Below are 26,715 nucleotides of genomic sequence, written 5' to 3' on the forward strand. Positions count from 1 at the left end.
TGCCGGATGAGGTTGCCCATGCCGATCGTCAGAATCCTCATCGTCCTGCTCGCGCTCGCTTCGCCGGCGTTGGCGCAGGATGGGCCCCGTGATGCCGCCGCCGCGGGCGAGGCCGCGCGGATGTTCCGGGTCTACGTCGAAGGCGTTGCGAAAAAAGGGGAGCGACCCGACCTGACCCGGCCGGAGACCACCGGGCTGCTCGGCCGCGTCTTCGATGTTGAGGCCCTGGGGGCGCTGCCGCCGGCGAAAGCGAGCGACATGAGCTGGCTGATGGACTGGATGGACGCCGCCAACGCGACCTACAAGCTGTTCGCACTCTATGGCTCGAAGCCGGGGGCGCAGCCCGATCTTGCGACGCTTCAGCGCAACATGACCGATTATGGCGATCAGTACGCGGCGGCGATGAACTTTGTCATCCGCGGAATGGCGCGCGAAGCGGTTGCGGGCGAGCTGTTCATGGCGAGCCTTGCGCCGGAGCAGCGCACCCGCATCCGCCAGGAGGGATTTACGGGCTTCCGCCGCAGTGCCGCCGAATTCATCCTGGGCACCGTCTGCGGGGCGATCCAGGGCGCGGGCAAATCCGCCAACGCGCGTCTGGTCGCCGCCGCCATCCGCGACACGCGCGAGGTCTGGGCGAGATTCCTGCTGCCGCAGGATCGGGCCCGCGTGATCGAGCAGCTTGCTGACCTTCCGACATGGGCTCCGGACGAGACGGCACGAACCGATCTCGCCGCCTTCACGGCCGCGCTGCGAGCGGTGAATTGATCGGTGATCCCGGGCCCGCGGCGGCAGCGGTGCGGCCTCGTCCGCCGGCTGCGCTCCGAAAGCGATCCGGACCATAAAGTGTCGCCTGTGTTAGCTCTCTGGCGGCGGCTGGTGTCGCAGCCAGCCTGAGACCATTACACGCCGGCGCTAGACAGATTCACTTTGTCTTGTCGCCCATGTGATGCGGCGACGAGGTGTTCGGTCCGCCCGTGTAATGATGACCGCCCGAACTGGTCTTCGCCGAGGAGCCGCTTGTTGTCTTCTTGCCCATGTGATGCGGTACTTCGGTCTTGGGGCCACCGCTGTAGTGATGACCGTTCTTTTCCTTGTCGGTGCTATCGGCCATTGCCGGAACAGCCAGCAGGGAAACCACGCCGACGGCGGCGAGAAGCTTCTTGGTGATCATGGTCGTTCTCCCTGGTTGCGGAAGCCTCACGATAAGCTGCTGCGAAAAGTCCATCTTGAGAAATCGCAAATCGGAACCCTGGCGCGGTCATGGCCGCCCCTCAGGACCGATGAGCCGTTGATCTGCGTCAACAATGACGGCAGCGGTGCTCCTATGCTGTATCGATCGCTGGAGCGTATCATGACCGTCCAAAACCATTTCGGGTATGGCGAACGCCCGCAGGAGGGCATGTCCACCAAGGCGAAGGCCGGGCTGGTCCTGGCGGGGTTCCTGGTCATCGGCGGCGCGCTCCTGTTCACCGAGCATCGGGCCCATGTGCTCGGGCTCCTGGTCTGGCTGCCGCTCCTCGCCTGTCCGCTGATGCATATCTTCATGCATGGCGGACACGGGCACCATCATGGCGGTCGGCCGAACGATCGAGGGAGCGCGTGATGCACGACACCGCGCCAGCTTACGGTCTCTGGAGCCTCGTCATCGTCAATTCGGCGGTGTTCATCCTGTTCGCCTACAGCTTCTTCAAGCCGCAGACGCCCCGCGACTGGCGCTCGTTCGGCGCGTTCAGCGCGTTTCTGGTTGCGCTGTTCGTCGAGATGTACGGTTTCCCGCTCACCATCTATTTCCTGTCGGGCTGGCTGCAGTCGCGCTACCCGAATGTCGACTGGTTCTCGCATGATGCCGGCCACCTGCTTGAGATGATGTTCGGCTGGAAAACCAATCCGCACGCGGGACCGTTCCACGTCCTGAGCTTCATCTTCATCGGTGCGGGGTTCATCCTGATCTCTGCCGCCTGGCGGGTGCTGTACGACGCGCAGCAGACCCGAAGCCTCGCGACGTCCGGCCCCTACAGCTACGTGCGGCATCCGCAATATGTCGGCTTCGTGCTGGTGATGTTCGGCTTCCTGTTGCAGTGGCCGACCATCCTCACGCTGGCGATGTTTCCCGTCCTGACCGTGATGTACGTCAAGCTCGCGCGAGACGAGGAGCGGGACGCCCGGGCCGAATTCGGCGAGGCCTACGCGAAGTACGCTTCGGAAGTCCCGGCCTTCCTACCCCATCCCCGTCGGCTGTTCGGCCGCGGCTCTTCCGGCGGCTATCGTCTCGGCTGACTTTGGGGAGGAAGATTCCGTCGGATGACGATGGAGGCTCGAAAGGACGTCGATGAGCGAGCCTGTCTTCACCGCGAAAGTCCTGACCAAGACCTACGTCTCCGGCGAGGTGATGGTTCACGCCCTCAACGATGTCGGCCTCGAAATCGCCGAGAGGGAAGTGGTCGTGCTGCTCGGCCCCTCCGGCAGCGGCAAGACCACGTTGCTCAACATCATGGGTGGTCTCGACCGCCCGACCAGCGGCAGGCTGTTCTTCCGCGATCTCGACCTGACGGATCTCGGAGATCGCGAACTGACCAGGTATCGCCGGGACCATATCGGCTTCGTCTTCCAGTTCTACAATCTGGTGCCGAGCCTTACGGCCTATGAAAACGTTGCGCTGGTGACCGAAGTCGCCCAGGACCCGATGCGGCCCGACGAGGCCCTCGCACTGGTTGGACTGGAAGAGCGGATGCATCACTTCCCCGCCCAGCTCTCCGGCGGCGAGCAGCAGCGCGTCGCAATTGCCCGCGCCATCGCGAAGCGACCGGCCGTGCTGCTGTGCGACGAGCCGACCGGGGCGCTGGACTCGAAGACCGGCATTCGGGTCATCGAAGCGCTGCTCGGGGTGAACAGGCAGCTCGGCACCACCACTATCATCATCACGCACAACGCCAGCATTCAGGAGGTTGCCGACCGGGTGCTGTTCTTCGCTGACGGCCGGATCTCCCGGATTCAGAACAACGAGAGACGGCGGCAAGCCGCCGAGCTCACCTGGTGACGGCCATGACGGTGCTCGATATCAAGCTGTTTCGCGACGTCAGAAGGCTCTGGGCGCAGGTGCTCGCCGTCGCGCTGGTCGTCGGCGGCGGCGTTGCGACGCTGGTGCTCGCGGTCGGCTCCCATCGCTCGCTCGAGGAAACCCGGATCGCATACTACGAACGTTACGGCTTCGCCGACGTGTTCGCTCAAGCGAAGCGCGCGCCCAAGGCGCTCACCGGTAGGATCGGCGAGATCCCCGGCGTCGCCGCCGTCGATGCTCGTATCGCTAAGCCGGCGCTGCTGGACATTCCCGGCTTCTCGGAGCCGGCCAGCGCGCAGTTCGTCTCGCTGCCCGACAACGGCGAAGCGCATCTGAACCGGCTCTACATGCGGTCCGGACGGTTCCCGGAGTCGGGACGGACGGAGGAGGTGGTCGTCAACGAGCCGTTCGCCCGGGCTCACGGCTTCTCGGAAGGGGCGCGGTTCTCGGCCATCCTGAATGGCAAGAAGCGCGAACTCGTGATTGTCGGCACCGCGTTGTCACCCGAATTCGTCTACACCGTCGGCCCTGGCGATCTGATGCCGGACGATCGCCGCTACGCCATCGTCTGGATGTCGGAGAAGTCGCTCGCCAGTGTCTATGATCTCGATGGCGCATTCTCGGCGGTGTCAGTCAAGCTGCAGCCTGGGGCGTCGGAGCGCGACGTGATCGCGCGGGTCGACGCGTTGCTCGACCCGTATGGCGGGCAGGCGGCGCATGGGCGGAAGGACCAGACCTCGCACGCCTGGCTCGATCATGAACTCGACATGCTCAACAACATGAGCCGCACGTTGCCACCGATCTTTCTGCTGGTGGCCGCGTTCTTGGTCAACCTCACTTTGACCCGGCTGGTCGCGCTCGAGCGCGAACAGATCGGCCTCTTCAAGGCGCTCGGCTATTCGGACCGCAGCGTCGTGCTGCATTATCTGAAGTTCGTGGCATTGATCGTTGCGACCGGAATTCTCCTGGGCGGCGTCGCCGGCACCTGGCTCGGATTGCGCGTCACCGCCCTGTTCGGCGACTTCTTCCACTTTCCGTTCCTGGTATTCGCGAAGGCGCCGGATCTGTACGTCACCGCCGGCGCGCTCAGCGCGGCTGCCGCTGCCATCGGCGCGCTGCGGGCGCTGCGGGACGTGGTCAAGCTGCCGCCGGCCGTTGCAATGCAACCGCCCGCGCCACCGGTCTATCGGCGGCTGTTGCCGGCAAGCATTCAGCTCGACCAGATCGTATCGCAGCCGACGCTCATGATGATACGCAACATCGCGCGGCATCCTGCGCGCGCCGCGTTCACGGCGCTTGGCATGGCGCTGGCCACGGCCATCCTGGTCGTCTCGTTGTTCACGCGGGACTCGATGGAGCACCTGATCGACGTAACCTACTTCCTCGCCGACCGGCAGGATGCGACCATCGGCTTTGCCGAGAAGCGCATCGCGAACGTGGTGGAGCAGGTGAGCCGACTGCCGGGCGTTCTCTCGGCCGAACCGTTCCGAGAGGTGCCCGTCCGGATTCGCCACGGCAACGTCGAACGCCGGATCATGATCAGCGGCCGGCCCGCCGATGCAGACTTGCGGCGTATCATCGACGCCGACCTTCATCCGGTCGCGCTGCCCGAGACGGGCCTTGCGCTGTCCGGCATGCTAGCTCAGATCCTCGGCGTCCGCGCCGGTGACACCGTCGAACTCGATATGCTGGAGGGTACCCGTCGCACGGTCACGACGCCGGTCGTGGCGACGGTCGAGGATTATTTCGGCATCAGGGGGATGATGGAGATTGGGGCGCTCCGCAAGCTGATGCGTGAAGCGCCGGTCGTGAGCAGTGTGAACCTCAGCCTCGACGAGAGCCGGAGGGAGGATTTCTACGCGGCGGTGAAGTCCATGCCGACGGTTGGCGGCGTGGCGCTGCAGCGTGTCTCGCTCGCGAACTTCCGCAATACGGTCGCACTGCTCGTCACCACAATGGCGAGCATCTACACCGGTCTCGCCGCCGTGATCGCGTTTGGCGTGGTCTACAACAACGCCCGAATCTCACTGTCCGAACGGGCGCGCGAGCTGGCGAGCCTGCGCGTGCTTGGCTTCACGCGCGGCGAGGTGCTGCGCATCCTCCTGCTCGAACTCGCCATCCTCACCCTGATAGCGCAGCCGCCGGGCTGGGTGATGGGCTATGGGCTTGCATGGGTGATGAAGTCCAATCTGGCCGGCGAGCTGATGCGTGTCCGCCTCGTCGTCGAGCATTCCACCTACGTCATCGCGACTTCCGTCGTGGTGCTGGCTGCCGTCGCCTCCGCCGCGGTCATCCGCGAACGCATCGACAAACTGGACCTCGTCGCGGTCCTCAAGACGCGAGACTAGCCATGTCGGCCAACTGGACCAAACGTTTCATCGGCGCTGCGCTTCTAGCCGCCATCGCGAGCGGGCTGGCCTGGTTTGCTTGGCCGCGCCCGGTTCTGGTCGATCTCGCAACCCTGGCCAAGGGTCCGATCGAAGTTACCGCGGACGATGACGGCAAGACGCATGTTCGCCACGTCTACACGGTCTCGGCGCCCATCGCTGGAAAGGTCCTCAGGATTTCGCATCCGCTCGGCGAGCAGGGACCTTCGCTTCACGTCGGCGACGAGGTGTCCGCCAACCAGACCGTCGTCGCTCTCATGCAGCCGACGCTGCCGGGATTCATCGACGTGCGCTCGCGCGACCAGCTTCAGGCCGAGGTGCTGGCTGCCGATGCGGCCATTCAGCAGCAGGAGGCCGAAGTGAAGCGGATCGAGGCCGCGCTGGACTTCTCCCGGACCGAGTTCCAGCGGGCGCAGACGCTGCTGCGGACGCAGTCCACCTCGGCTCAGGCCTTCGACAAGGCGAAATTCGAGGTCGCCACCAACGAAGCCGCCCTGGCTAGTGCGAAGGCTCAGATCGAGATGCGTCGCGCAGTGCGCACCAGTCTTGCGGCGCGGCTGATGGACCCTGCCAATGCCGCGCCGTCAGCGGAGCCGATGTGCTGCGTCCGCGTGCTCGCGCCGGCGAGCGGACGGGTGCTGAAGATTATCCAGGACAGCGAGGCGACGGTTCTGCCCGGGACGTCGTTGATCGACATCGGCAACCCGCTCGATCTGGAGGTTGTGGCTGACCTGCTGTCGATCGATGCCGTGCAGATCAAGGTTGGCGCGCCCGTGCGGATCGACGGCTGGGGCGGGCAGCCGATCAGGGGCAAGGTGGTCCGTGTCGACCCCGCCGGCTTCCTGAAGGTTTCGGCGCTGGGTATCGAGGAACAGCGGGTCCGGGTCACCATCGATTTCAGCGACCCGCCAGAGAATTGGGCCTCGCTTGGCCACGACTACCGCGTCGTTGTGCATGTGACGACATGGAGCGCCCAGGACGCCCTGTCCGTGCCGGTAAGCGCTTTGTTCCGGAGAGGCGATCAGTGGGCCGTTTTTGTCGACCAGAACGGCCGGGCCCGGACGACTCTCGTCCAGATCGGCCACCGCAACAACCGCCTCGCGGAGGTTCTCTCGGGTCTCGTTGCCGGAGACCGCGTCGTGCTGCATCCAAGTGACCGGATCTCCGATGAAACTAGGATCGCGCAAAGAGAGTAGAGGGCCCGCGCCGGCACGCTACCGAGCAGAGCGATATGCAGGTGTCAGGCCGCAGCGCGGCCCAGGTCGAGCGATGGCCTGCGTTTCGTCGGGAAGCTCAGCGCCACCGCGACGGCGGCGAGGCCGATCGCGAAGGAGCCGGCGTGCAGCCATGTGTAGCGCTGGAAATTGTCGAACACGAGCCCGCCGGCCCACGGTCCGAGCGCCATGCCGAGGCTGGCGAAGGCCGACACCGCGCCGAACACGGTGCCCATGATGCGCGCGCCGAAGAATTCGCGGACCAGCACCGCATACAGCGGCATCACCCCGCCATAGGCGAGGCCGAACACCACCGAGAGCGCGTAGAATTCGCCGAGCTGCGCCACTGCGAGATAGGTCGCGATGCACATCGCCTGCACGAGCAGGCCGCCGACAAGCACGGGCTTCGCGCCGATGCGATCGGCCAGCGCGCCCAACAGCAGGCGGCCGCCGAGGCCCGAGACGCCGGCGACGCTGTAGACCGTCACCGCCGTGAGCGGTGCGATGCCGCACACCATCGCATAGGCCACCATGTGGAAGATCGGGCCGGAATGCGCCGCGCAGCAGGCGAAATGCGCCGCCGCGAGCGCGATGAATTGCGGCGTGCGCAGCGCCTGCGCCGCGGTCAGCTCGACCTCCGGTGTTGCGTCTGCCGTGGCGGCGCCCGCCGCCACCGGCGCCGGACGCACCAGGAAGCAGGCCGGGATCAGCAGCGCCCACGAAGCGATGCCGATCACCAGCATCGCGGTGCGCCAGTCATAGGCCGTGATCAGCCAGCTCGCAGTCGGCGCGATCGTCACCGGCGACACGCCCATGCCGGCGGAAACCAGCGCCACCGCAAGGCTGCGGTTTGTCTCGATCCACGCGCTCGCGAGCGCCATCATCGGTGCGTAGAAGCTGCCGGCGGCAATGCCGATCAGCACGCCGAAGCAAAGCTGGAATTGCCACAGGCTTGTCGCCTGGCTCGCCGTGACGAGACCGAGCCCCAGCAGAACGCTTCCCGCGAGAACCACGATGCGCGTGCCGAACCGGTCCGACAGCGCGCCCCACAGGAACGCGGCAAATCCCATGCAGAGGAAATCCAGCGTTGCCGCCGCCGATACACCGGCGCGCGACCAGCCCATCGCTTCCGAAATCGGCTGCAGGAACACTGCCAGCGACAGCATCGTGCCGAAGCCCACACAGGTCATCAGCGCGCCTGCAGCGACCACGACCCAGCCATAGTCGAAGCGTGATGCCTTGCTCATGCGTTTCCTCAGCGCTGTTGGTTTTGTTGGTGAGGCGCGGGAGGGATGGTGGCCTATCAGACGGCGGAGGGCAAGGCTGGCGGCTGCGCGTTTTCGTAACCCGTCGTCATCCGGGGCGCGCCACTTGGCGCGAACCCAGAATCCATCTCTCCGTGTTGCCTGCTGTACGATGGATTCTCAGATGCGCAATTGCGCAATGCCATCGTGCCACTGTTTTGCCCGATGGGTCAAATTGATTTCTAAAAATCGAAAACTCCAATCCAGACAAGCCTTCGCCTAATGTGCATGGGGTTGTTTTCGATATTTTTGTTTCGCCGGGTCCCGGCCAAAACGCAAATGCCCGGGACGAGCCCGGGCATGACGGCGGCTGATGTGACTGTGAAAGCTTACCCCCGCCTCAGCTATCCACCTTCAGCGCGGCAATGAAGGCTTCCTGCGGGATGTCGACCTTGCCGAACTGCCGCATCTTCTTCTTGCCTTCCTTCTGCTTCTCCAGAAGTTTTCGTTTACGCGTGATGTCGCCGCCGTAACATTTTGCGGTGACGTCCTTGCGCAGGGCGCGCACCGTCTCGCGGGCGATCACCTTGCCGCCGATCGCCGCCTGGATCGGGATCTGGAACATGTGCGGCGGGATCAGCTCCTTCATCTTCTCGACCATGGCGCGGCCGCGCCCCTCCGCGCGGGTGCGGTGGACCAGCATCGAGAGCGCGTCGACCGGCTCGTTGTTGACGAGGATCTGCATCTTTACGAGGTCGGCCGGCTTGTAGTCGGTGAGATGATAGTCGAACGAGGCGTAGCCCTTGGAGACCGACTTGAGGCGGTCGTAGAAGTCGAACACGACCTCGTTGAGCGGCAAATCGTATTTCACCATGGCGCGGGAGCCGACATAGGTCAGCTCCTTCTGCGAGCCGCGACGGTCCTGACACAGCTTGAGGACGCTGCCGAGATATTCGTCGGGTGTCATGATCGTGGCCTCGATCCAGGGCTCCTGGATCTCGGCAATCTTGACCACGTCGGGCATGTCGACGGGATTGTGGATCTCGATCTCTTGGCCGTCGGTAAGCTTCATCTTGTAGATGACGCTCGGCGCAGTCGCGATCAGATTGAGATCGAACTCGCGCGACAACCGCTCCTGAATGATCTCGAGATGCAGAAGTCCGAGGAAGCCGCAGCGGAAGCCGAAGCCGAGTGCGGCCGAGGTCTCCATCTCGAACGAGAAGCTGGCGTCGTTGAGGCGCAGCTTGCCCATGGCGCCGCGCAGCGTTTCGAAATCGTCGGCGTCGACCGGGAACAGGCCGCAGAACACCACGGGGATTGCCGGCTTGAAGCCCGGCAGCATTTCGGTGACAGGCTTCCTGTCGTCGGTGATGGTGTCGCCGACGCGGGTGTCGGCGACTTCCTTGATCGCGGCGGTGATGAAGCCGATCTCGCCGGGGCCGAGCTCGTCGACCTGCTGCATCTTCGGCGTGAAGAAGCCGACGCGCTCGACGTCATAGGCGGCGCCCGTGCCCATCATGCGCACGCGGCTGCCCTTCTTCATGACGCCGTCGACGACACGGATGAGAACGACGACGCCGAGATAGACGTCATACCAGCTGTCGACCAGCAGCGCCTTCAAGGTCGCACTCCGGTCGCCCTTCGGCGGCGGCAGGCGGGTGACGATGGCTTCCAGCACGTCGGGCACGCCGAGGCCGGTCTTGGCCGAGATCATCACCGCGTCGGAGGCGTCGATGCCGATGACGTCCTCGATCTGCTGCTTGATCTTCTCGGGCTCGGCCGCGGGCAGGTCGACCTTGTTCAGGACCGGGACGATCTCGTGATTGTTGTCGAGCGCCTGGTAGACGTTGGCGAGCGTCTGCGCTTCGACGCCCTGGCTGGCGTCGACCACCAGCAGGGAACCTTCGCAGGCCGCCAGCGACCGCGAGACTTCGTAGGCGAAGTCGACATGGCCGGGCGTGTCCATCAGGTTGAAGATGTAATCCTTGCCGTCCTTGGCGCGGTACGAAAGCCGCACCGTCTGCGCCTTGATGGTGATGCCGCGCTCGCGCTCGATGTCCATGGAATCGAGCACCTGCTCCTTGCCCGCCATTTCGCGGTCGGAGAGGCCGCCGGTCATCTGGATCAGACGGTCGGCCAGCGTCGATTTGCCATGGTCGATATGGGCGACGATGGAGAAATTGCGGATGTTGGAAATGGGGACGGTCGTCATGGGCGCGGGATACCACTCACATCCCCGTGCGGCAACCATATTGCTGTAATTTCAGGGCCTTTGTTCACGCCAAGCTGATTCCACGATGGGCCAAAACGCGCTAGGCAAGCGCCCATGTCGACCACGTCTCTTCCCTCCCCTGAAGTGCGCACGAAGGCCCGCCTGAGCTTTGGCCGCTTCCGGGCCTGGCTGGTTGCCTGCGCGGTCCGCCCCGAGGCGAGATTGTGGCTGGTGATCCAGCTCGCCATCCTCCATGCGGTGCTCTGGACCTTCATCCTGATCAATCTGAAGGCCGCGCAGGACGTTCACATGGACGTCGCAGAGGCCTATGGCTGGGGCCAGAAATTCCTATGGGGCTATGGCAAGCATCCGCCGCTGTCGGGCTGGGTCGCCGGGCTCTGGTTCAAGGTGTTCCCGGCGGCGGACTGGGCGACCTATGCGCTGGCGATGGCGACGGTCAGCGCCGGCATGGTGATCTGCTGGCTGGTTGCCTTGCGCGTGGTGGACGCGCGGCGCGCGTTCCTGGTCGTGGTGATGGTCGCGCTCTACCCGATCTTCAATTTCAAGGGGTTCAAGTACAACCCGGATCTGCTCCAGCTCGTCACCCTGCCGCTGCTGGTGCTCGCCTATCTCAACGCGTTCGAGAAGCGGAGCTGGCGGTCCGGAGTCCTGCTCGGCCTTGCCGGCGCGCTGGCGCTGATGACCAAATACTGGGTGCTGACCATGATCGGCGCCATCGGGCTCGCCGCGCTGATCCATCCGGAGCGGATGAGATTTTTGGTATCGCCGGCGCCGTGGGTCGCGATCGTGACGATGGTCGTGGCGATGATCCCGCACGTGGTCTGGCTGGCCGAGGCGCATTTCGTGCCGCTGACCTATGCCGGCGACACCTACAGCCTCGCGGACAGCGGCCAGGTGCATCAGCTCGTCACCGGCTACATGCTGCATAATCTCGGGCTGCTGGCATTGCCGGTGGCGCTGGCCGGGCTCGCGATGGCGCTGGTGCCGCCGTCGTTCACATTGCTGCTGCGCGCGCCCTTGCGCATCGTCACGCGCGCCTGGGCGCGCGGCGCCAATCCGGGCGTCAATGTCTCGCAGGCGCTGAACGTGTGGATGATCCAGATCATCGTCGCATTCGGCCCGCCGCTCGGCGCGCTGGTCTTCGGCGTCTACCTGAAGACCGATTGGGGCATCTCGCTGTTCTTCCTGGTGCCGCTCGCGCTGGTCGCGATTCCCACGCTGCGGGTGCAGGGCGCGAGCCTGTTCAACATCGCCGCGATCTGGCTCGTGCTCAGCGTTGCCACGCTCGCCGCCTCGCCCTGGATCGCCGCACGCGAGATGACGGCCAATGCCGGCAACACGGCGACCTATGGCGCGCGCTCCGAGCTCGCGCGCGAGCTGACCCAGGCCTGGCACGCGCGCTTCGCCTCGCGCTGGGCGGTCGTTGCGGGGACGATGGAGACGATCCAGCCGATGGTGTTCTACAGCCCCGATCACCCCAGCCCGTTCACGCCGAACGAGGCCTGGGCGTCCGGGCTGACCTCGCTCGACGACGTCAAGACATACGGCTTCATCGGCGTGTTCGATGCGACCGACGAACGCCTGCCCAAGTTCGAGAAGTGGATTTCGGAGGTCGCGCCGACCGCCGAGCGCGTGGTGATGACCACGCGCCGCTTCACCCACGGCAAGGCCGGCCCGGCGATGAGCTGGAACGTCTACATCGCGCCACCGGCGAAGTGATTGCGACGTTCTCGGTCTCGTAGGGTGGGCAAAGGCGCGAAGCGCCGTGCCCACCATCTCGCGCTAATCGCAGAAAAGTCGTGGGCACGCTTCGCTTTGCCCACCCTACGGCACTGAGCGTGTAGCGCGAGAGGGGCCTAAACCCCTTCCTCGTTGAACTTGCTTTCAACGAGCTCGGTGATCGCCGCGAGCGCAGCTTCGGCATCCGTGCCGGCGGCGGCGACGGTGATCGTCGTGCCCGGTCCGGCGGCAAGCATCATCAGGCCCATGATCGAGGTGCCGCCAACCGTCTCGCCACCGCGCGTCACCCAGACCTGCGCATCGAAGCGCTCGACAGCCTGGACGAATTTCGCGGAGGCGCGGGCATGCAGGCCGCGCTTGTTGATGATCAGGAGGTCCTTGGAGATCGCGCCCGCGGGCACGCCTGTCCCCGCTTGTGGCGCCTCGTCGCTCATTTGCCGGCGAGCACGCGACTGGCGATGGTGACGTATTTGCGTCCCGCTTCCTGGGCCATCGCGATCGCGTCGGGCAGCGGACGCTCCTCGCGCACCTTGGCGAGCTTGACCAGCATGGGCAGGTTGATGCCCGCGAGCACTTCGACCTTGGGCCGGCTCATGCAGGATATTGCAAGGTTCGACGGCGTGCCGCCGAACATGTCGGTGAGGATCGCAACGCCGTCGCCGGAATCGACGCGGTTAACCGCCTCGATGATGTCACTTCGGCAGAGATCGGAATCATCTTCGGCACCGATCGTGATCGCTTCGATTTGCTTTTGTGGGCCCATGACATGTTCAAGCGCTGCCTTGAATTCGTCGGCAAGGCGCCCGTGGGTCACAAGTACTAGACCAATCATCGGAAAACTCCTCGCGGGCGCTTTTGGTGCACCGCACGAACGCGCCACTTTGACCATCCAGAGCCCCTGCGCAAGAGGGGATGTTGCGTATCTCCCTGAATCTAGACGGATGGATGAGGGGAGCTGCGCCGGTCTATTCGGTCGCGATAGTGGGGTTCATATGGTTACCATTTCCCTTCAAACAATCGCCTGAAGGGTTAACGGAAGATGAACTCTTGGTAGTGGTCAAGGCCGCGACAACCAGTGGGAGGGGTGAATATCCGCGGCCAACAGGGATTCGCGGTATTTCGACACCGGAAATGATGGTTTTCAGCGAATCCGTCGCAGGCAGGCGCTCGGCGTCCGCGGCATCCAGATCGACCACGAGACCGACGGTCGCATGCTCCACGAAGTCGCAGTGGCGGATCCCGAGGCCCCGGATCTCGATCAGGCCAGCCAATACCGGCGCGGGGCGGACTTCAATTTCATCGCCGACTGTCGCCAGATGGACACGGTCATCCCCAACCAGAACGGCCCTTTCGACCACGCCCGAGCGTCCGGCCATGATCAAATCGAAGGCAAGGCGCGACTTGCCCGAGCCCGAGGGACCGCGGATCAGCACCGCCCGATGTCCGACCTTGACTGCGGAGGCGTGAACGCTGGGCCCGCCGTCGTTCATAGCGCCGGCAGCCTCACCACGAAGCGCGCGCCTGCGACCGTCGGCACGCCCTCCTCATCCGGCGGGCCTGCGCGGTTCTCGGCCCAGATGCGCCCGCCATGGGCGTCGATGATCTGCTTGGAGATCGACAGGCCGAGGCCGGAATTCTGGCCAAAACCCTGATGTGGACGGTCGGTGTAGAAGCGCTCGAAGATGCGTTCCAGTGCGTCGTCGCGAATGCCGGGGCCGTCGTCGTCGACCACGATCTCGATCTCGGAGCGCGCGCGGCGGCAGGTGAGGCGCACCTTGCTGCCGGGTTCGGAGAACGACTGCGCGTTGGACAGCAGGTTGGAGACCACTTGTCCGAGCCGTGAATCGTGGCCGGACACGGCGAAGATGTCGGTCGGGCTGCGGCCCTCGAAGCGCGTCTCGACCGCGACGTCGTGGCCGAGCTTGGTCTCGTTGGCGACGGACACCAGCGTCGTCAGCAGGCGGCGCAAATCGACCGGGATCGCGTCCTGGCGCTGCAATTCGGCATCGAGGCGGCTGGCGTCGGAGATGTCGGAGATCAGGCGGTCGAGCCGCTTGACGTCGTGCTCGATCACCTCGAGCAGGCGCGCACGGCTGTTCTCGTTGCGCGCCAGCGGCAGCGTCTCGACCGCCGAGCGCAGCGAGGTCAGCGGGTTCTTCAATTCGTGGGCGACGTCGGCGGCGAACATCTCGATCGCCTCGATGCGGCTGTAGAGCGCGCTCGTCATGTCGCGCAGGGCGCCGGAGAGATGACCGATCTCGTCGCGGCGGCGGGTGAAATCGGGGATCTCGATGCGGGCCTTGATGCGGCGGCGGACGCGCTCGGCGCTGTCGGCAAGCCGGCGCACGGGCCCGGCGATCGTGCTCGCAAGCAGCAGCGACAGCATGATCATGACGGCGGCCGCGACGCCGCCGACTTTCAGGATGGCCAGGCGTTCGGCCGTGACCATCTGGTCGATGTCGTCGCCTTGCGTCGACAGCATCAGCGCGCCGTGGATCGCGCGCGAGCGCAGCACCGGGACCGCGACCGAGACGATCACCTCGCCGCGGGCATTGACCCGCACCATCGAGCGTTTCTGGCCCTGGAGCGCATCGCCCACTTCGGCATAGCCGTTGCCGTTCTCGGGGCCGAGCTCGCGATAGAGCGGCAGGTCGCCGCGGTTCAGCCAGGTGCGCACCGCGACCATGCCGCGCTCGACGAAGCCGGGCTTCTCCGCCGGCGGCGGCAGGTCGAGGCGCAGCACGTTTTCGAGGTTGCGGCTGTCGAGCAGCAGGCTGCCGTTCGGATCGTAGATGCGGGCGCGCGTCTTGGTCGGCGAGATCAGCGTGCGCAGCACCGGCGCCACGCGCTCCGGATTGATCGGGAAGTCCAGCGGCGAGTACTCGTCCGAGCCGCCATAGGTCTCGCCCGGCTTGAGGTCGAGCAGCCGGTCGGGATCGATGGTGATGGCGTTGGTCTGCACCGTGGCGGAGGCCGCGATCGCGCCGGCGATGATCTCGGCCTGCACCAGGAGGCTCTGCGCCCGCGCGTCGATCAGTCCGGCGCGGAATTGCGACAGATACAGGATGCTCGCCACCAGCGCGACGAGGCCGGCGAGATTGAGCGAGACGATGCGGCGGGTCAGGCTGGAGAAGGACAGCGCGAAGAAGAATTGCCCGGCGCGCTTGAGCCAGTTCAGCGGTCGGAAGCCCTGCGGCTTGTCTTCGGCAAATTGCTCCGGAACGCCGTCGGATGTGATCTCCCCGGCGCTCTGGTTCTCGTCAGGCTGCGTTCGGTCAAGCAATGCTTACGCCCGCGTTAGGACAGCTCGTGGCAATGGTCCCCGCATCCTAGAGCCATCCCGGTCCCGATGAAATCAGAACCGGCGATGCTCTCAGTCTTTCGTGAAGGCGCCTCGCGCCTCAGGCTTCCTTGAAGCGGTAGCCGACGCCGTACAGCGTCTCGATCATCTCGAACTCGTTGTCGACCACCTTGAACTTCTTGCGCAGCCGCTTGATGTGGCTGTCGATGGTGCGGTCGTCGACATAGACCTGGTCGTCATAGGCCGCGTCCATCAGCGCGTTGCGGCTCTTCACCACGCCGGGCCGGGTCGCGAGCGCCTGCAGGATCAGGAATTCCGTGACGGTCAGCGTCACCGGCTCGTTCTTCCAGGTGCAGGTATGCCGTTCCGGATCCATGCGCAGCAGGCCGCGGTCGAGCGCCTTGGCGTCGTTCTCCTTCGGCGCGACGGTCGGGTCCTTCGGCGCCGAGCGGCGCAGCACCGCCTTGACGCGCTCGACCAGGAGACGCTGCGAGAACGGTTTGCGGATGAAATCGTCGGCGCCCATCTTGAGGCCGAACAGCTCGTCGATCTCCTCGTCCTTGGAGGTCAGGAAGATCACCGGCAGGTCGGACTTCTGCCTGAGCCGGCGCAGCGTCTCCATGCCGTCCATGCGCGGCATCTTGATGTCGAGGATGGCGAGATCGGGCTGGGTGGTGCGGAAACCGTCAAGCGCGGAAGCGCCGTCGGTGTAGGTCATGATGCGGTAGCCTTCGGCTTCCAGCGCGATCGAGACGGATGTGAGAATGTTGCGGTCGTCGTCGACCAAAGCGATTGTGGGCATGAGCCTCTGCTTTCTGCTTTCCGTTTGGGTCGTGGCTTGAAACGGCGAGCAATCCACTGATGCGCCGCATACATGGGTGCCGATGTCGGCGTTCGAACCTTGTCACCGAGCAATGCAAGCTGGGCTGAAGTGTGACCAAGTTCCACGAAACGCGGCAGATTCGCCGCATGTCGACCCATAACCAGGCCCCCGTTTACCCGAAAAAAGGCCTCCCTTGCAACCACCTGAGCCGAGAAAGCCGATGCAACCGACCCCTGATTTCGACCCCGCAAAGCTCGCCAAATCCCTGCTGCGGCGATCGCGGCAGGGGGCGCTGGCAACTCTCATGGCCGGCAGCGGCGACCCCTATTGTTCCCTGGTCAATCTGGCCAGCCATCCCGACGGTTCCCCCATCCTGCTGATCTCGGGCCTCGCCGTGCATACAAGGAACCTTCTCGCCGACAGCAGGGTCTCCCTGATGCTGGACGAGCGGGCGGCGGGCGATCCGCTGGAAGGCGCCCGGATCATGCTGTCCGGCCGGGCGGAGCAGGCTGATGCCGCGAGGGATTTGCTCCAGCGACGTTATCTCAATGCGCATCCGTCGGCGGAAGGCTTTGTTTCCTTTAAGGATTTCTCTTTTTTCCGGATCCGCCCCACGGGAACTCATCTGGTCGCCGGCTTCGGCCGGATCGTCGATCTCAAGCCCGCCCAGTTCCTCACGGACCTCTCCGGCGCCGAAGATCTGCTGGCAGCGGAGGAGGGGGCGGTCGCGCATATGAATGCCGATCATCGCGACGCCATGGGCCTCTATGCGACAAAGCTCCTTGGCGCTGCCGCGGGGGACTGGCGCTGCACCGGCTGCGATCCGGAAGGCCTCGATATGCAGGACGGCCAGACCGCGCTGCGGCTGGACTTCCCGGAGCGGGTGACGGACGGCACGTCGCTGCGCAAGATGCTGGTCCGCCTCGCTGGCGAAGCGCGCATGAAGATGGACTAGAACGCAACAATTTGAACGCCGCGACCCATCGCTGCGACCCAAGACGGTCAGGTCTCAAGGCTCGCAGCGAGAGGGTTCATGGCGCGTCGTCGTTTGGCATTGGCTGCGGGTCTGGCGCTCGCGATCACCACGTCGCTTGCCACGCCCGGCCTTGCCCAGAAGAGCGATCTGTCGGCGCAGAGCGGGCGCATCAATGCGCTCCGGAGCGCCGGCAAATATTCGGAGGCGCTGCCGCGGGCGCAGGCCATGGTGGCCTCGCTCGAGAAGACCAGCAACAACCGCGACCTCGCCGCGGCGCTCAACAATCTCGGGCAGATTTACGCCGACCAGGGCCACGACGATCAGGCCGAGCCGCTCTACAAACGCGCCATCGCGCTGATGGAGAAGGGGACCGGTCAGGGCAGCGTCGAGATTGCGCCGCTCCTGAACAATCTCGCCGCGCTCTATCAGCGGCAGAGCCGCTTCACCGAAGCCGAACCGCTGTTCAAGCGTGCGCTGGCCGTTCGCGAAAAGGCGCTGTCGCGCGAGCATCCCGATGTCGGCCAGGCCCTGAACAATCTCGCCACGCTCTACGTGAAGCAGGAGCATTTTGCCGACGCCGAGCCGCTGTTTCAGCGGGCCCTCGCGATCTATCAGAAGGCCGCCGGGCCCGAGCATCCCGCGGTTGCCACCGTCCTGAACAATCTCGGCCAGGTCGATCGCGACCTCAACCGCGATGCCGATGCCGAAGCGCCGATCAAGCGCTCGCTCGCGATCCGCGAAAAGGTGCTGGGCCCGGATCATCCCGACGTGGCACGCTCGCTCAACAATCTCGCCGGGCTCTACGAGCACCAGCAGCGCTATGCCGAGGCCGAGCCGCTCTATCGCCGCGCGCTTGCCATCCGCGAGCGGGCGCTCGGGGTGGATCATCCCGATGTCGTGACTTCGACCAGCAATCTCGCTTATTTCCTTCAGGTGTCGGGCCGCAACGCCGAGGCCTTGCCGTTTGCGCAGAAGACGCTTGCCGCCAACCGCGCGCAGCTGCGCACCGTGCTGCCGGTTCTGTTCGCTGCGCGCCAGCAAACGCTCCTGGCGAGCGACAAGGCGCTCGATGACGCGCTCGGCGCGATCCAGCGCGGCACGCAATCTTCCGCCGCCTCTGCCGTGAACAAGCTCGCGGTGCGATTGGCCGCCGGCAGCGATCGGCTCGCCGAGCTGGTGCGTCGGGATCAGGATCTCGCGGCCGAGGCCGAGGCGCTCGACAAGGCGATCATCACCGCGGTGTCGAAGCAATCGGCGCAGCGGGACGTCGCGGCCGAGCAGCGCAGCCGCGCGCGGATCGTTGCGATTGCAAGCGAACGCGCGGGGCTGCAAAAGTCGCTCACGCTCGAGTTTCCCGACTACGCCTCGCTCTCCAACCCGCTGCCGCTGGCGGTGAAGGACATCCAGCCGCTGCTGTCGGCCGATGAGGCGATGGTGATCTATTCCGTCGTCGACAAGCGGAGCTACGTCATCGCGATCACGCGCGATGGCGCCGACTGGAAGGAGATCTCGCTCGGCGCGGACGCAATGGCGCGGAAAGTCTCGGCCTTCCGCAGGGGGCTGGATGTCGGCAAGGCGCGCGATGCCTCCGGCAAATCGGGCCTGTTCGATCTCGCGCTCGCCAACGAGCTCTATGTCGCGCTGCTCGGCCCGGTCGAGGCGTTGACGAAGGACAAGCGCAATCTGCTGGTCGTGCCATCGGCGGCGCTGACCGCATTGCCGTTCCATCTGCTGGTCACCGAGAAGCCGCAGGCTGCGATTCCGGACAGGCTCGACGGCTATCGCGACGCCGCCTGGCTGCTCAGGCGTCAGGCCGTCTCGGTGCTGCCGTCGGTGATCAGCCTGAAATCGCTGCGTGCCTTCGCGCGCAGGGATCAGGGCGCAAAGCCGATGACCGGCTTCGGCGATCCCGTCTTCAATCCCGCAGCCGAAGGGCCCGCCGACCGTCGCGCCGCAGGCGGCAAGGTCGCGGCGCGCAGCATTGCGACGATTGCCTATACCGATTTCTGGCGCGGCGCCGGGGTCGATCGCGCGCGGCTGGCGCAGGCGTTGCCGCAACTGCCCGATACCGCCGACGAGCTGAACGCGGTGGCAAGGGACGTCGGCGCCAATGATGCCGACATCCATCTCGGACGCGATGCCAGTGAAACGACGCTGAAGCGTGCAGCGCTTGCCCAATACGGTATCATCTATTTTGCCACCCACGGCCTCGTCGCCGGCGACGTCAAGGGACTGGGCGAGCCCTCGCTTGCATTGTCCATTCCCGATCAGCCGTCTGAGCTCGACGACGGCCTTCTGACCGCGAGCGAAGTGGCCCAGCTCAAGCTCCACGCCGATTGGGTGGTTCTGTCCGCCTGCAACACCATCGCCGGCGACAAGCCCGGGGCCGAAGCGCTGTCGGGATTGGCGCGCTCTTTCTTCTATGCCGGTGCCCGTGCGCTTCTGGTCTCGCATTGGGCCGTGGATTCGGAAGCCGCCACCCGCCTCACCACATCGACGTTCGAGTTGCTCAAGAACGAACCGAAAATCGGTCGCGCCGAAGCCTTGCGCCGCGCGATGTTAACGTTTGTCGACGACACCTCGTCACCGCGCAACGCCTACCCGGCGATGTGGGGACCATTCGCGCTCATTGGCGAAGGCGAGGTACGATAAGCCGGCAGCCGGAATTGTGCGTCGCAAAAACCATCATCAACGCCGAATTCCGCATTTGGTTGCGCGATCATTCGTGATTTTTTGATGCAGCTGCTCAGAGCTGACATGCGCGACGTTTGGCGCGGTCCTTGAATAAACCAAATCCTGCGGGATCAGCTTGGCAACGCCAGCGTTCATCATTATTAGGTCGCCCAGCCGAGGCCGGTTGGCCTATAAATCACGGTGACCGCGATGGTGCTGAAGTTCTGGTCGCGCTGAATGTCGCGGGTTCTAGGAGGATTTTTCGTGCAAGAGACGGGCGTGCGCAACGGTGCCTTCGGCGCCGACAAGTTCGGTTTAAAGAATCTCAAGCAGGTTCACTGGAACCTCGGTGCGCCGCAACTCTATCAATACTCGCTCACTGCGGGCGAGGCGGTGCTGTCCGCTGACGGCGCACTCTGCGCCGACACCGGCGAGTTCACCGGGCGCAGCCCGAAGGACAAGTTCACGGTGCGTGACGCCACCACCGACAAGAAGATGTGGTGGGCCGGCAACCAGTCGATCACCGCAGAGCAGTTCGAGACGCTCTATCAGGACTTCCTCAAGCACGCCGAAGGCAAGAAGCTGTTCGCGCAGGATCTCTATGGTGGTGCCGACCCGGCCTACCGGATCAAGACCCGTGTCTTCACCGAGCTCGCCTGGCACTCGCTGTTCATCCGCACGCTGCTGATTCGCCCCGAGGCGATCGAGCTGCCGACCTTCGTGCCGGAGCTCACCATCATCGACATGCCGAGCTTCCGCGCCGATCCCAAACGTCACGGCTGCAAGTCGGAGAACGTCGTCGCGATCGATTTCACCCGCAAGATTGTCCTGATCGGCGGGTCTTATTATGCCGGCGAGATGAAGAAGTCGGTCTTCACCACGCTGAACTATTATCTGCCCGAGCGCGGCGTGATGCCGATGCATTGCTCGGCCAATGTCGGCGCCAAGGGCGACGCGGCGATCTTCTTCGGCCTGTCCGGCACCGGCAAGACCACGCTGTCGGCGGATCCCAACCGCACGCTGATCGGTGACGACGAGCACGGCTGGGGCCCGAACGGCGTCTTCAACTTCGAAGGCGGCTGCTACGCCAAGTGCATCAAGCTGTCGCAGGAAGCCGAGCCCGAGATCTTCGCGGCCTCGACCCGCTTCGGCGCGGTGCTCGAGAACTGCGTGCTCGACGAAGACACCCGCGTGGTGGATTTCGACGACGGCTCCAAGACCGAGAACACGCGCTCGGCCTATCCGCTCGACTTCATCCCGAACGCCTCGCGCACCGGCCGCGCGCCGCAGCCGAAGAACGTGGTGATGCTCGCCGCCGACGCCTTCGGCGTGCTGCCGCCGATCGCCAAGCTCTCGCCGGCGCAGGCGATGTATCACTTCCTGTCCGGCTACACCGCCAAGGTCGCGGGCACCGAGCGCGGTCTCGGCAACGAGCCGCAGCCGGAATTCTCGACCTGCTTCGGCTCGCCCTTCCTGCCGCTCGACCCCAGCGTCTACGGCAACATGCTGCGCGACCTCATCGCCCAGCACAATGTCGATTGCTGGCTGGTCAATACGGGCTGGACCGGCGGCAAGTATGGTGTCGGCTCGCGCATGCCGATCAAGGTGACGCGTGCGCTGCTCACCGCCGCGCTCGACGGCTCGCTTCGCAACGTCGAATTCCGCACCGACAAGTATTTCGGCTTCGCGGTCCCGACCGCGCTGCCCGGCGTGCCGGCCGAGATCCTCAACCCGGTCAACACCTGGAAGGACAAGGACGAGTTCGACAAGACCGCCCGCGCGCTGGTCGGCATGTTCCAGAAGAACTTTGCCAAGTTCGAAGCCCAGGTGGATGCCGAGGTGCGCGCCGCCGCGCCGGACGTGAAGCTCGCGGCGGAGTAAGTTCTCGCAAGATGTGATTGACGAGAAAGGGCGGCTTGATCAGCCGCCCTTTCTTTTGCGGCCTGAGCATCGTCAGGCTGCCTAGCCTGTGCATTGCTTGCGATATTCTGCGGGAGTCGCACTCATATGCCTGCGAAAGATCCGGTTGAGATGGCTCTGGTCGGAGAATCCGCTCAACAGGGCGATCTCCTTCAGTGCAAGCCGGTCCTTGCGCAGATGTTCGCAGGCGCGCTTCACCTTGCGGGTGAGGACGTAGGCGTGCGGGCGCATGCCATAATGCACCTGAAACTTGCGGGTGAACTGCACTGGCGTGCAGTTGCAGATGTTGGCCAGTTCGTCGAGCGTGATATTCCGGAAGATGTTCTGCTCGATATAGTCCTCGATCATCCGCGCATGCGCCGGCCTGAAGCGCCCTTGCGCACAGGGCAGCTTGAACTGCACTGAGGCATATTTTCGCAGGATGTGGACGCTCGCCTGAAGTGCCATGGCGTCGTAGCAGAGCCGGCCGCCCGGACCTCCTGCGGAAACCTCCTGCACCATCTGGTCAGCAATCCAGGCCAGGACCGGATCCTCGATCCTGAGCAGATCATGAAGCTCGACGCTTTCGGTATCCCGGTCAAAAGCCTCGCTTGCGGTCTTCGCCATGAGACTAGGCGAGATGTAGAAATGACTGACTTCGAGGTCATGGCACCATCGCCAGTTCGAAGCTTCCGCGCGCGTCAGCAGCGTCGTGACGCCGCGGCCGACATGATCCTGCTTCCAGGATCCGGTCACGCGGCGTTTCATCGCCGTGGTGCCTTCGCGATAAATTACGATCAGAAAGTTATCGGACGGCGGCACCCAGATATCGGATGGCGCATAGCGGAACACGCGCAGCCGAAAATCGGCTTTTCCCACCGCCGAACTGTCCAGCATCATTTCGCCGGGAGCATAGCGTGGCAGCTCCTCGACCGTGATGAACTGCCCCATCGCGCGAGCCTCCTCCCTGGAGTTTTGGCGGGTCGACTGCTTGTTGTTCTCATTGGCCGATCGGCAAGGCAGCAGCATAGGCCGGATTTGCCATTTGCCAAGCGAGCTCGGGCGAGGTCGGCGCCGGCCTCCGGCTTCATTCAAAGGATTGTCGGTTTTGTTCAAGCCGGGAACGCAGCCCGCCTCATAGCCTCCCTCGCGTTCCGGGCAAGTGCGGAAGAACGGTGAAAAGCCGCAAGCGCTCGCGGGACCGACAAATGACGCGATGCACGACCATCCCATCACACGGCGGGTGAGGAAGGCCGCGCGCTCTGGGAAGAGCTAGGAGGGAAAAATGGCAGAAACGGCGACCAAACCCAATGGAAGCAATGGCGCGCATGTAACGGCGAAATTCGACGCGGTGGTTGTTGGAGCCGGCGTCGCCGGGCTCTATCAGCTCTACCGTTTGCGCGAACAGGGATTGAACGTCAGGGCCATTGACGCGGGCGCAGGCGTGGGCGGCACCTGGTATTGGAATCGCTATCCCGGCGCCCGCTTCGATTCAGAGAGCCACATCTACCAGTACCTGTTCTCCGAGGAGCTCTACAAGGGATGGAGCTGGAGCGAGAAATTCCCCGGCCAGCCGGAAATCGAGCGCTGGCTCAACTACATCGCCGACCGCCTCGATCTGCGCAAGGACATCCAGTTCGGGACGATCGTCAAAAGCGCCCATTTCAACGAAGCCACACAGCGCTGGCTGGTCACGACCGACAGGGGTGACGTGATCGACACCCAGTTTCTGATCACCTGTTGCGGCATGCTCTCCGCCCCGCACGTATCGTTTCCGGGACAGGAGACGTTCAAGGGGCAGCTGTTCCACACGGCGCGCTGGCCCAAGGAGCCGGTCGAATTCGGCGGCAAGCGCGTCGGCGTTATCGGCAACGGCGCAACCGGCATCCAGGTCATCCAGACGATCGCCGGCGAGGTCGGTCATCTGAAAGTCTTTGTTCGCACGCCGCAATACATGATTCCGATGAAGAATCCCAAGTACAGCGAGGAAGATGCGGAGGCCTACAAGTCGAAATTCCAGCATCTCACGGAGCGCCTGCCGCATACCTTCACCGGATTCGAATATGATTTCGAGCACGCCTGGGCCGGCCTGACGCCGGAGCGGCGCCGGGAGGTGATCGAGGATTGCTGGAACGACGGCTCCCTGAAGCTATGGATATCGTCCTTCGCCGAGTTGTTCTTCGACGCCGAGGTCAACGCCGAAATCTCGGGCTTCGTGCGCGAGAAGATGCGCGAGCGACTGAAGGATCCAAAGCTGTGCGATGCCTTGATTCCGGCCGACTACGGTTTCGGGACGCATCGGGTGCCACTGGAGCAGAACTTCCTCGAAGCCTTCCATCGCCCCAATGTCGAGATCGTCAGCGTCAAGGCCAATCCGATCGAACGCGTGACACCCACGGGTATTCAGACCGCGGACGGGACGATCCACGAGCTCGACGTCATCGTTCTGGCGACTGGATTCGACGCCGGAACCGGCGCGTTGACGCGCATCGATATCAGGGGCCGCGGTGGGCGGTCGCTGAAGGAGGATTGGAGCAAGGATATCCGCACCACGATGGGCCTGCAGGTTCACGGCTATCCGAACCTGTTCACGACTGCGGTGCCGCTGGCTCCGTCGGCTGCGCTCTGTAACATGACCACCTGTCTCCAGCAGCAGGTCGAGTGGATCGACGATTGCATCAGGTTCGTGCGTACGAAGAACCTGAAGGTGGTTGAGCCGACCAAGGATGCCGAAGACGGATGGGTGGCGCATCACGATGAGATCGCCAATGCGACGCTGATCGCGAAGACCAATTCCTGGTACCTGGGCTCGAACGTCGAAGGCAAACCGCGCCGCGTTCTGTCCTATTGCGGGGGCGTCGGCGCCTATCGGCAGAAATGCAACGAGGTCGCTGCCAGCGGCTACCAGGGTTTTACCATGAATTGAGTGCTCGCGAGGCGCGGCATCGACGGAATTCATCCAATACAAACGGGAGGACAAAAATGAGCACGAATTTCGGTGCCGCCGCAGACGCCGTTCTCGGCGGCGTCGTCACATCCACGCCGCGTGTGCCCGGCGTCGTCGCGATGGTGACGAACCGCGATCGCAACATCTACGAAGGCGCAGCGGGGAAACGGCGTGTCGACCAGCCGGCCGAGATGACGACCGACAGCATCTTCGCCATCTTCTCCACGACCAAGGCGGTCACCGGCACGGCCGTGCTGCAACTCGTCGAAGAGGGCAAGCTCGATCTCGACGCACCGGCCAAGCGCTACGCTCCGGACATCGGCAAGCTCCAGGTCATCGAGGGCTTCGATGCCGCGGGTGGGCCGATGCTGCGGGCGCCCAAGCGGGACATCACCACGCGGATGCTGATGACGCATACCGCCGGTCTCAGCTACGACTTCATCAACCACACCTACAACCGCCTGGCCGAGGAGAAGGGCCAGCCCAGCGTCATCACCGCTTCCAAAGCCTGCCTGATGACGCCGCTGCTGTTCGATCCGGGCGAGCGTTGGGACTACGGCACCAATCTCGACTGGTGCGGCCAAATCGTCGAGGCCATCGCCGGGCGCCGGCTTGGAGAGGTTTTCAATACGCGCATCTTCGAGCCGCTCGGAATCAAGAGCATGACCTTCGAGCTGACCGACGCCATGCGCAGCAAACTGGTGGGGATCCACGCGCGCGGCGCCGACGGCTCGTTGACGCCGATGGATTTCGAGCTCCCCGCCAAGCCTGAAGTGCATATGGGTGGCCACGGCCTTTACGGCACGGTCGGCGACTACATGCGTTTCATCCGGATGTGGTTGAATGACGGTGCCGGCGAGCATGGCCGCGTGCTGAAGGCGGAGACCGTGCGCATGGCGGAGAAGAATCATCTCGGAGACAAGAAGGTGACACCGATCACCGGCGTCATCCCGGCGCTGTGCAATGATGCCGAGTTCTTCCCGGGCCAGTCAAAGTCCTGGGCGCTCTCATTCATGATCAACGACCAGGAAGCACCCACCGGGCGTCCCGCCGGCGCCCTCGGCTGGGCGGGCCTTGCCAATCTGTTCTATTGGATCGACCGGCAGAACGGGTTCGGCGGGTTCTGGGCCACGCAGATTCTTCCGTTCGGCGATCCAACGTCGTTCATCGGTTACATGAATTTCGAGACGGCGTTTTATCAGAGCCTGAGGCAGCGAATGGCGGGTTAGGAACCCCGGCAAGAACGGGACGACGGGTGGCGAAAGCTCACGCCTTGAAATACGCGATTTGTGTCGAGGTCGCGAGCAGCCTTCCGTTCGGCGACCACAGCTCGGCGTTCTGGTCGGCGTAGCTCTTGTGCATGATCTTCGAATCGGCGGTGGCCAGCACGCGCGTGATGTCCTCAGCCGCGAGCTCGTCGCTGTCGGTGTGGAAATAGGTCGTCAGCGACACCGTGCCGAACGGCACCAGCTCGCGCCGAGCGTGGAAGATGCGGCCGAAGAAGGCGTCCGACATCGACATCAGCGACAGCATGTCGAGCTTGCGCGGCGTGCGGTCGCTGATCCAGATCTTCGAATAGGTGCTGGCGGGCTCGGCCTGCTGCGGGCCGATCCGCATCTCGCCTTCGACGAAGCGAAACTCGTACTGGTTGGCCCAGGACGCCGCGATCTTCGGGAACGGCAGCGTCGCTTCGAACGGCTTTGCATCGGGATATTGCGCCACCCGGTGCTCCCAGGACGGCCGGCGCTCGGCGAACACCGCGGTGGCGAGTGTCGCGACCTCGCCGCCACCTTGCGACAGTTCGACGCTCCAGTGCTGGCTGGAGCGGTTGGCCTTCACCAGCCGCACGTCGAGATCGAACGGCCCCTTGGCGATCGGCGCGCAATAATTGACCGTGAGGGCGAGCGGATCGCCGGTGCGTTCCGGATGGTCGATCAGCGCGCGCAGAATGGTCGCGGCGGTGGCGCCGCCGAACGGGCCGACGAAGGCCCAATAATCGTCGCTGGTGTGCCCCTGCCAGCTGGAGTCGCCGGCGGTGACGCGGGTGGCGTCGTCGAAGGGGTGCGGGAGCTTGGCGTGCATGTGTGTTTCCGTCTGTCATTCCGGGGCGATGCGACGGGACCGCGTAGCGCGGCCCAGAGCATCGAACCCGGAAGCTCGAGATTCCGGGTTCGGCTCTGCGAGCCGCCCCGGAATGACGGTCGTCATATCACAGCCATT

General features: G+C 64.4%; 22 protein-coding genes. 12 read left to right on the forward strand and 10 right to left on the reverse strand.

What is annotated here, in order from left to right:
* Positions 1 to 18: 18 nt before the first annotated feature.
* Positions 19 to 765, forward strand: a complete 747-nt coding sequence (locus XI04_RS25270) for a hypothetical protein (protein WP_271609192.1) — start codon at positions 19 to 21, stop codon at positions 763 to 765.
* A gap of 157 nt (positions 766 to 922) precedes the next feature.
* Here XI04_RS25270 and XI04_RS25275 read toward each other — a convergent pair whose 3' ends face one another.
* Positions 923 to 1,171 (reverse strand): hypothetical protein, encoded by a 249-nt coding sequence (locus XI04_RS25275; protein WP_028139799.1) that lies wholly within the window; start codon positions 1,169 to 1,171, stop codon positions 923 to 925.
* A gap of 180 nt (positions 1,172 to 1,351) precedes the next feature.
* Here XI04_RS25275 and XI04_RS25280 point away from each other — a divergent pair, with 180 nt between their 5' ends.
* Genes XI04_RS25280 through XI04_RS25300 form a run of 5 tightly spaced genes read left to right on the forward strand, consistent with a single transcriptional unit; the run spans position 1,352 to position 6,641 of the window.
* The gene (locus XI04_RS25280; RefSeq protein WP_028139800.1) at positions 1,352 to 1,603 is read left to right on the forward strand and encodes a DUF2933 domain-containing protein; all 252 of its coding nucleotides are present in this window, start codon (positions 1,352 to 1,354) and stop codon (positions 1,601 to 1,603) included.
* Entirely contained in the window at positions 1,603 to 2,277 is a 675-nt protein-coding gene (locus XI04_RS25285) for a methyltransferase family protein (RefSeq protein ID WP_271609193.1), read from the forward strand. Before XI04_RS25280 ends, XI04_RS25285 begins: the two co-directional genes overlap by 1 nt.
* A 52-nt stretch (positions 2,278 to 2,329) precedes the next feature.
* Positions 2,330 to 3,037, forward strand: coding sequence for an ABC transporter ATP-binding protein (locus tag XI04_RS25290; protein WP_271609194.1), 708 nt, complete (start codon positions 2,330 to 2,332; stop codon positions 3,035 to 3,037).
* A 5-nt stretch (positions 3,038 to 3,042) separates the two neighbouring features.
* Positions 3,043 to 5,406: an ABC transporter permease gene (locus tag XI04_RS25295; RefSeq protein WP_212429366.1), complete on the forward strand. Its 2,364-nt coding sequence runs from the start codon at positions 3,043 to 3,045 to the stop codon at positions 5,404 to 5,406.
* A gap of 2 nt (positions 5,407 to 5,408) precedes the next feature.
* Positions 5,409 to 6,641, forward strand: coding sequence for an efflux RND transporter periplasmic adaptor subunit (locus XI04_RS25300; protein ID WP_271609195.1), 1,233 nt, complete (start codon positions 5,409 to 5,411; stop codon positions 6,639 to 6,641).
* Positions 6,642 to 6,685: 44 nt separating this feature from the next.
* On the opposite strand, the gene XI04_RS25305 is transcribed toward XI04_RS25300, so the two are convergent.
* Together XI04_RS25305 and lepA are read right to left on the reverse strand one after the other, a co-directional pair.
* Positions 6,686 to 7,906 carry an MFS transporter gene (locus XI04_RS25305; protein ID WP_028139805.1) on the reverse strand — a complete coding sequence of 407 codons (1,221 nt, stop codon included), beginning with the start codon at positions 7,904 to 7,906 and terminating at the stop codon, positions 6,686 to 6,688.
* A 397-nt stretch (positions 7,907 to 8,303) separates the two neighbouring features.
* Positions 8,304 to 10,115 carry a translation elongation factor 4 gene (gene lepA, locus XI04_RS25310; RefSeq protein WP_028139806.1) on the reverse strand — a complete coding sequence of 604 codons (1,812 nt, stop codon included), beginning with the start codon at positions 10,113 to 10,115 and terminating at the stop codon, positions 8,304 to 8,306.
* A 114-nt stretch (positions 10,116 to 10,229) separates the two neighbouring features.
* Here lepA and XI04_RS25315 point away from each other — a divergent pair, with 114 nt between their 5' ends.
* On the forward strand, positions 10,230 to 11,855 hold the full coding sequence (locus XI04_RS25315; protein WP_097668970.1) for a glycosyltransferase family 39 protein: 1,626 nt from the start codon (positions 10,230 to 10,232) through the stop codon (positions 11,853 to 11,855).
* A gap of 137 nt (positions 11,856 to 11,992) precedes the next feature.
* Here the strand turns inward: XI04_RS25315 and XI04_RS25320 are convergent, their stop codons facing one another.
* The 5 genes from XI04_RS25320 to XI04_RS25340 form a co-directional block, all read right to left on the reverse strand.
* A complete protein-coding gene (locus XI04_RS25320; protein WP_028139808.1) occupies positions 11,993 to 12,310 on the reverse strand; it encodes an HPr family phosphocarrier protein in 318 nt (105 codons plus the stop codon).
* Complete coding sequence (locus tag XI04_RS25325) at positions 12,307 to 12,708, reverse strand: PTS sugar transporter subunit IIA (RefSeq protein ID WP_007597752.1); 402 nt, start codon at positions 12,706 to 12,708, stop codon at positions 12,307 to 12,309. The genes XI04_RS25320 and XI04_RS25325 overlap by 4 nt, the downstream gene beginning before the upstream one ends.
* Positions 12,709 to 12,841: 133 nt before the next feature.
* Positions 12,842 to 13,366: an HPr kinase/phosphorylase gene (locus tag XI04_RS25330; protein WP_038973661.1), complete on the reverse strand. Its 525-nt coding sequence runs from the start codon at positions 13,364 to 13,366 to the stop codon at positions 12,842 to 12,844.
* Entirely contained in the window at positions 13,363 to 15,159 is a 1,797-nt protein-coding gene (locus XI04_RS25335) for a sensor histidine kinase (RefSeq protein WP_271609197.1), read from the reverse strand. Before XI04_RS25335 ends, XI04_RS25330 begins: the two co-directional genes overlap by 4 nt.
* Before the next feature lie 118 nt (positions 15,160 to 15,277).
* Positions 15,278 to 15,979, reverse strand: a complete 702-nt coding sequence (locus XI04_RS25340; RefSeq protein WP_008542552.1) for a response regulator transcription factor — start codon at positions 15,977 to 15,979, stop codon at positions 15,278 to 15,280.
* A 241-nt stretch (positions 15,980 to 16,220) separates the two neighbouring features.
* Between XI04_RS25340 and XI04_RS25345 the strand changes: the two genes are divergently transcribed.
* The 3 genes from XI04_RS25345 to XI04_RS25355 all read left to right on the forward strand — a co-directional run bounded on the left by XI04_RS25345 (position 16,221) and on the right by XI04_RS25355 (position 21,530).
* The gene (locus tag XI04_RS25345) at positions 16,221 to 16,955 is read left to right on the forward strand and encodes a HugZ family pyridoxamine 5'-phosphate oxidase (RefSeq protein ID WP_038950720.1); all 735 of its coding nucleotides are present in this window, start codon (positions 16,221 to 16,223) and stop codon (positions 16,953 to 16,955) included.
* 78 nt (positions 16,956 to 17,033) lie between these two features.
* Entirely contained in the window at positions 17,034 to 19,628 is a 2,595-nt protein-coding gene (locus tag XI04_RS25350) for a CHAT domain-containing tetratricopeptide repeat protein (RefSeq protein WP_271609198.1), read from the forward strand.
* A 285-nt stretch (positions 19,629 to 19,913) separates the two neighbouring features.
* Positions 19,914 to 21,530, forward strand: coding sequence for a phosphoenolpyruvate carboxykinase (locus tag XI04_RS25355; RefSeq protein ID WP_212475016.1), 1,617 nt, complete (start codon positions 19,914 to 19,916; stop codon positions 21,528 to 21,530).
* Positions 21,531 to 21,611: 81 nt separating this feature from the next.
* On the opposite strand, the gene XI04_RS25360 is transcribed toward XI04_RS25355, so the two are convergent.
* Positions 21,612 to 22,499: a helix-turn-helix domain-containing protein gene (locus XI04_RS25360; protein ID WP_028139814.1), complete on the reverse strand. Its 888-nt coding sequence runs from the start codon at positions 22,497 to 22,499 to the stop codon at positions 21,612 to 21,614.
* Between the two features lie 334 nt (positions 22,500 to 22,833).
* Between XI04_RS25360 and XI04_RS25365 the strand changes: the two genes are divergently transcribed.
* Complete coding sequence (locus XI04_RS25365; RefSeq protein WP_152102025.1) at positions 22,834 to 24,474, forward strand: flavin-containing monooxygenase; 1,641 nt, start codon at positions 22,834 to 22,836, stop codon at positions 24,472 to 24,474.
* Positions 24,475 to 24,530: 56 nt separating this feature from the next.
* Positions 24,531 to 25,724, forward strand: coding sequence for a serine hydrolase domain-containing protein (locus XI04_RS25370; protein WP_271609199.1), 1,194 nt, complete (start codon positions 24,531 to 24,533; stop codon positions 25,722 to 25,724).
* A gap of 37 nt (positions 25,725 to 25,761) precedes the next feature.
* Here the strand turns inward: XI04_RS25370 and XI04_RS25375 are convergent, their stop codons facing one another.
* Positions 25,762 to 26,577, reverse strand: a complete 816-nt coding sequence (locus XI04_RS25375; RefSeq protein WP_271609200.1) for an acyl-CoA thioesterase — start codon at positions 26,575 to 26,577, stop codon at positions 25,762 to 25,764.
* Positions 26,578 to 26,715 lie beyond the last annotated feature (138 nt).

Source organism: Bradyrhizobium sp. CCBAU 11430 (genome assembly GCF_028128855.1).
Classification (GTDB): domain Bacteria; phylum Pseudomonadota; class Alphaproteobacteria; order Rhizobiales; family Xanthobacteraceae; genus Bradyrhizobium; species Bradyrhizobium ottawaense.

Bases quoted from the DNA above. Each gene is read 5' to 3' on its own strand.
- XI04_RS25270 (WP_271609192.1), top strand. From the start codon at position 19: ATGCCGATCGTCAGAATCCTCATCGTCCTGCTCGCGCTCGCTTCGCCG.
- XI04_RS25275 (WP_028139799.1), bottom strand. From the start codon at position 1,171: ATGATCACCAAGAAGCTTCTCGCCGCCGTCGGCGTGGTTTCCCTGCTG.
- XI04_RS25280 (WP_028139800.1), top strand. From the start codon at position 1,352: ATGACCGTCCAAAACCATTTCGGGTATGGCGAACGCCCGCAGGAGGGC.
- XI04_RS25285 (WP_271609193.1), top strand. From the start codon at position 1,603: ATGCACGACACCGCGCCAGCTTACGGTCTCTGGAGCCTCGTCATCGTC.
- XI04_RS25290 (WP_271609194.1), top strand. From the start codon at position 2,330: ATGAGCGAGCCTGTCTTCACCGCGAAAGTCCTGACCAAGACCTACGTC.
- XI04_RS25295 (WP_212429366.1), top strand. From the start codon at position 3,043: ATGACGGTGCTCGATATCAAGCTGTTTCGCGACGTCAGAAGGCTCTGG.
- XI04_RS25300 (WP_271609195.1), top strand. From the start codon at position 5,409: ATGTCGGCCAACTGGACCAAACGTTTCATCGGCGCTGCGCTTCTAGCC.
- XI04_RS25305 (WP_028139805.1), bottom strand. From the start codon at position 7,906: ATGAGCAAGGCATCACGCTTCGACTATGGCTGGGTCGTGGTCGCTGCA.
- lepA (WP_028139806.1), bottom strand. From the start codon at position 10,115: ATGACGACCGTCCCCATTTCCAACATCCGCAATTTCTCCATCGTCGCC.
- XI04_RS25315 (WP_097668970.1), top strand. From the start codon at position 10,230: ATGTCGACCACGTCTCTTCCCTCCCCTGAAGTGCGCACGAAGGCCCGC.
- XI04_RS25320 (WP_028139808.1), bottom strand. From the start codon at position 12,310: ATGAGCGACGAGGCGCCACAAGCGGGGACAGGCGTGCCCGCGGGCGCG.
- XI04_RS25325 (WP_007597752.1), bottom strand. From the start codon at position 12,708: ATGATTGGTCTAGTACTTGTGACCCACGGGCGCCTTGCCGACGAATTC.
- XI04_RS25330 (WP_038973661.1), bottom strand. From the start codon at position 13,366: ATGAACGACGGCGGGCCCAGCGTTCACGCCTCCGCAGTCAAGGTCGGA.
- XI04_RS25340 (WP_008542552.1), bottom strand. From the start codon at position 15,979: ATGCCCACAATCGCTTTGGTCGACGACGACCGCAACATTCTCACATCC.
- XI04_RS25345 (WP_038950720.1), top strand. From the start codon at position 16,221: ATGCAACCGACCCCTGATTTCGACCCCGCAAAGCTCGCCAAATCCCTG.
- XI04_RS25350 (WP_271609198.1), top strand. From the start codon at position 17,034: ATGGCGCGTCGTCGTTTGGCATTGGCTGCGGGTCTGGCGCTCGCGATC.
- XI04_RS25360 (WP_028139814.1), bottom strand. From the start codon at position 22,499: ATGGGGCAGTTCATCACGGTCGAGGAGCTGCCACGCTATGCTCCCGGC.
- XI04_RS25365 (WP_152102025.1), top strand. From the start codon at position 22,834: ATGGCAGAAACGGCGACCAAACCCAATGGAAGCAATGGCGCGCATGTA.
- XI04_RS25370 (WP_271609199.1), top strand. From the start codon at position 24,531: ATGAGCACGAATTTCGGTGCCGCCGCAGACGCCGTTCTCGGCGGCGTC.
- XI04_RS25375 (WP_271609200.1), bottom strand. From the start codon at position 26,577: ATGCACGCCAAGCTCCCGCACCCCTTCGACGACGCCACCCGCGTCACC.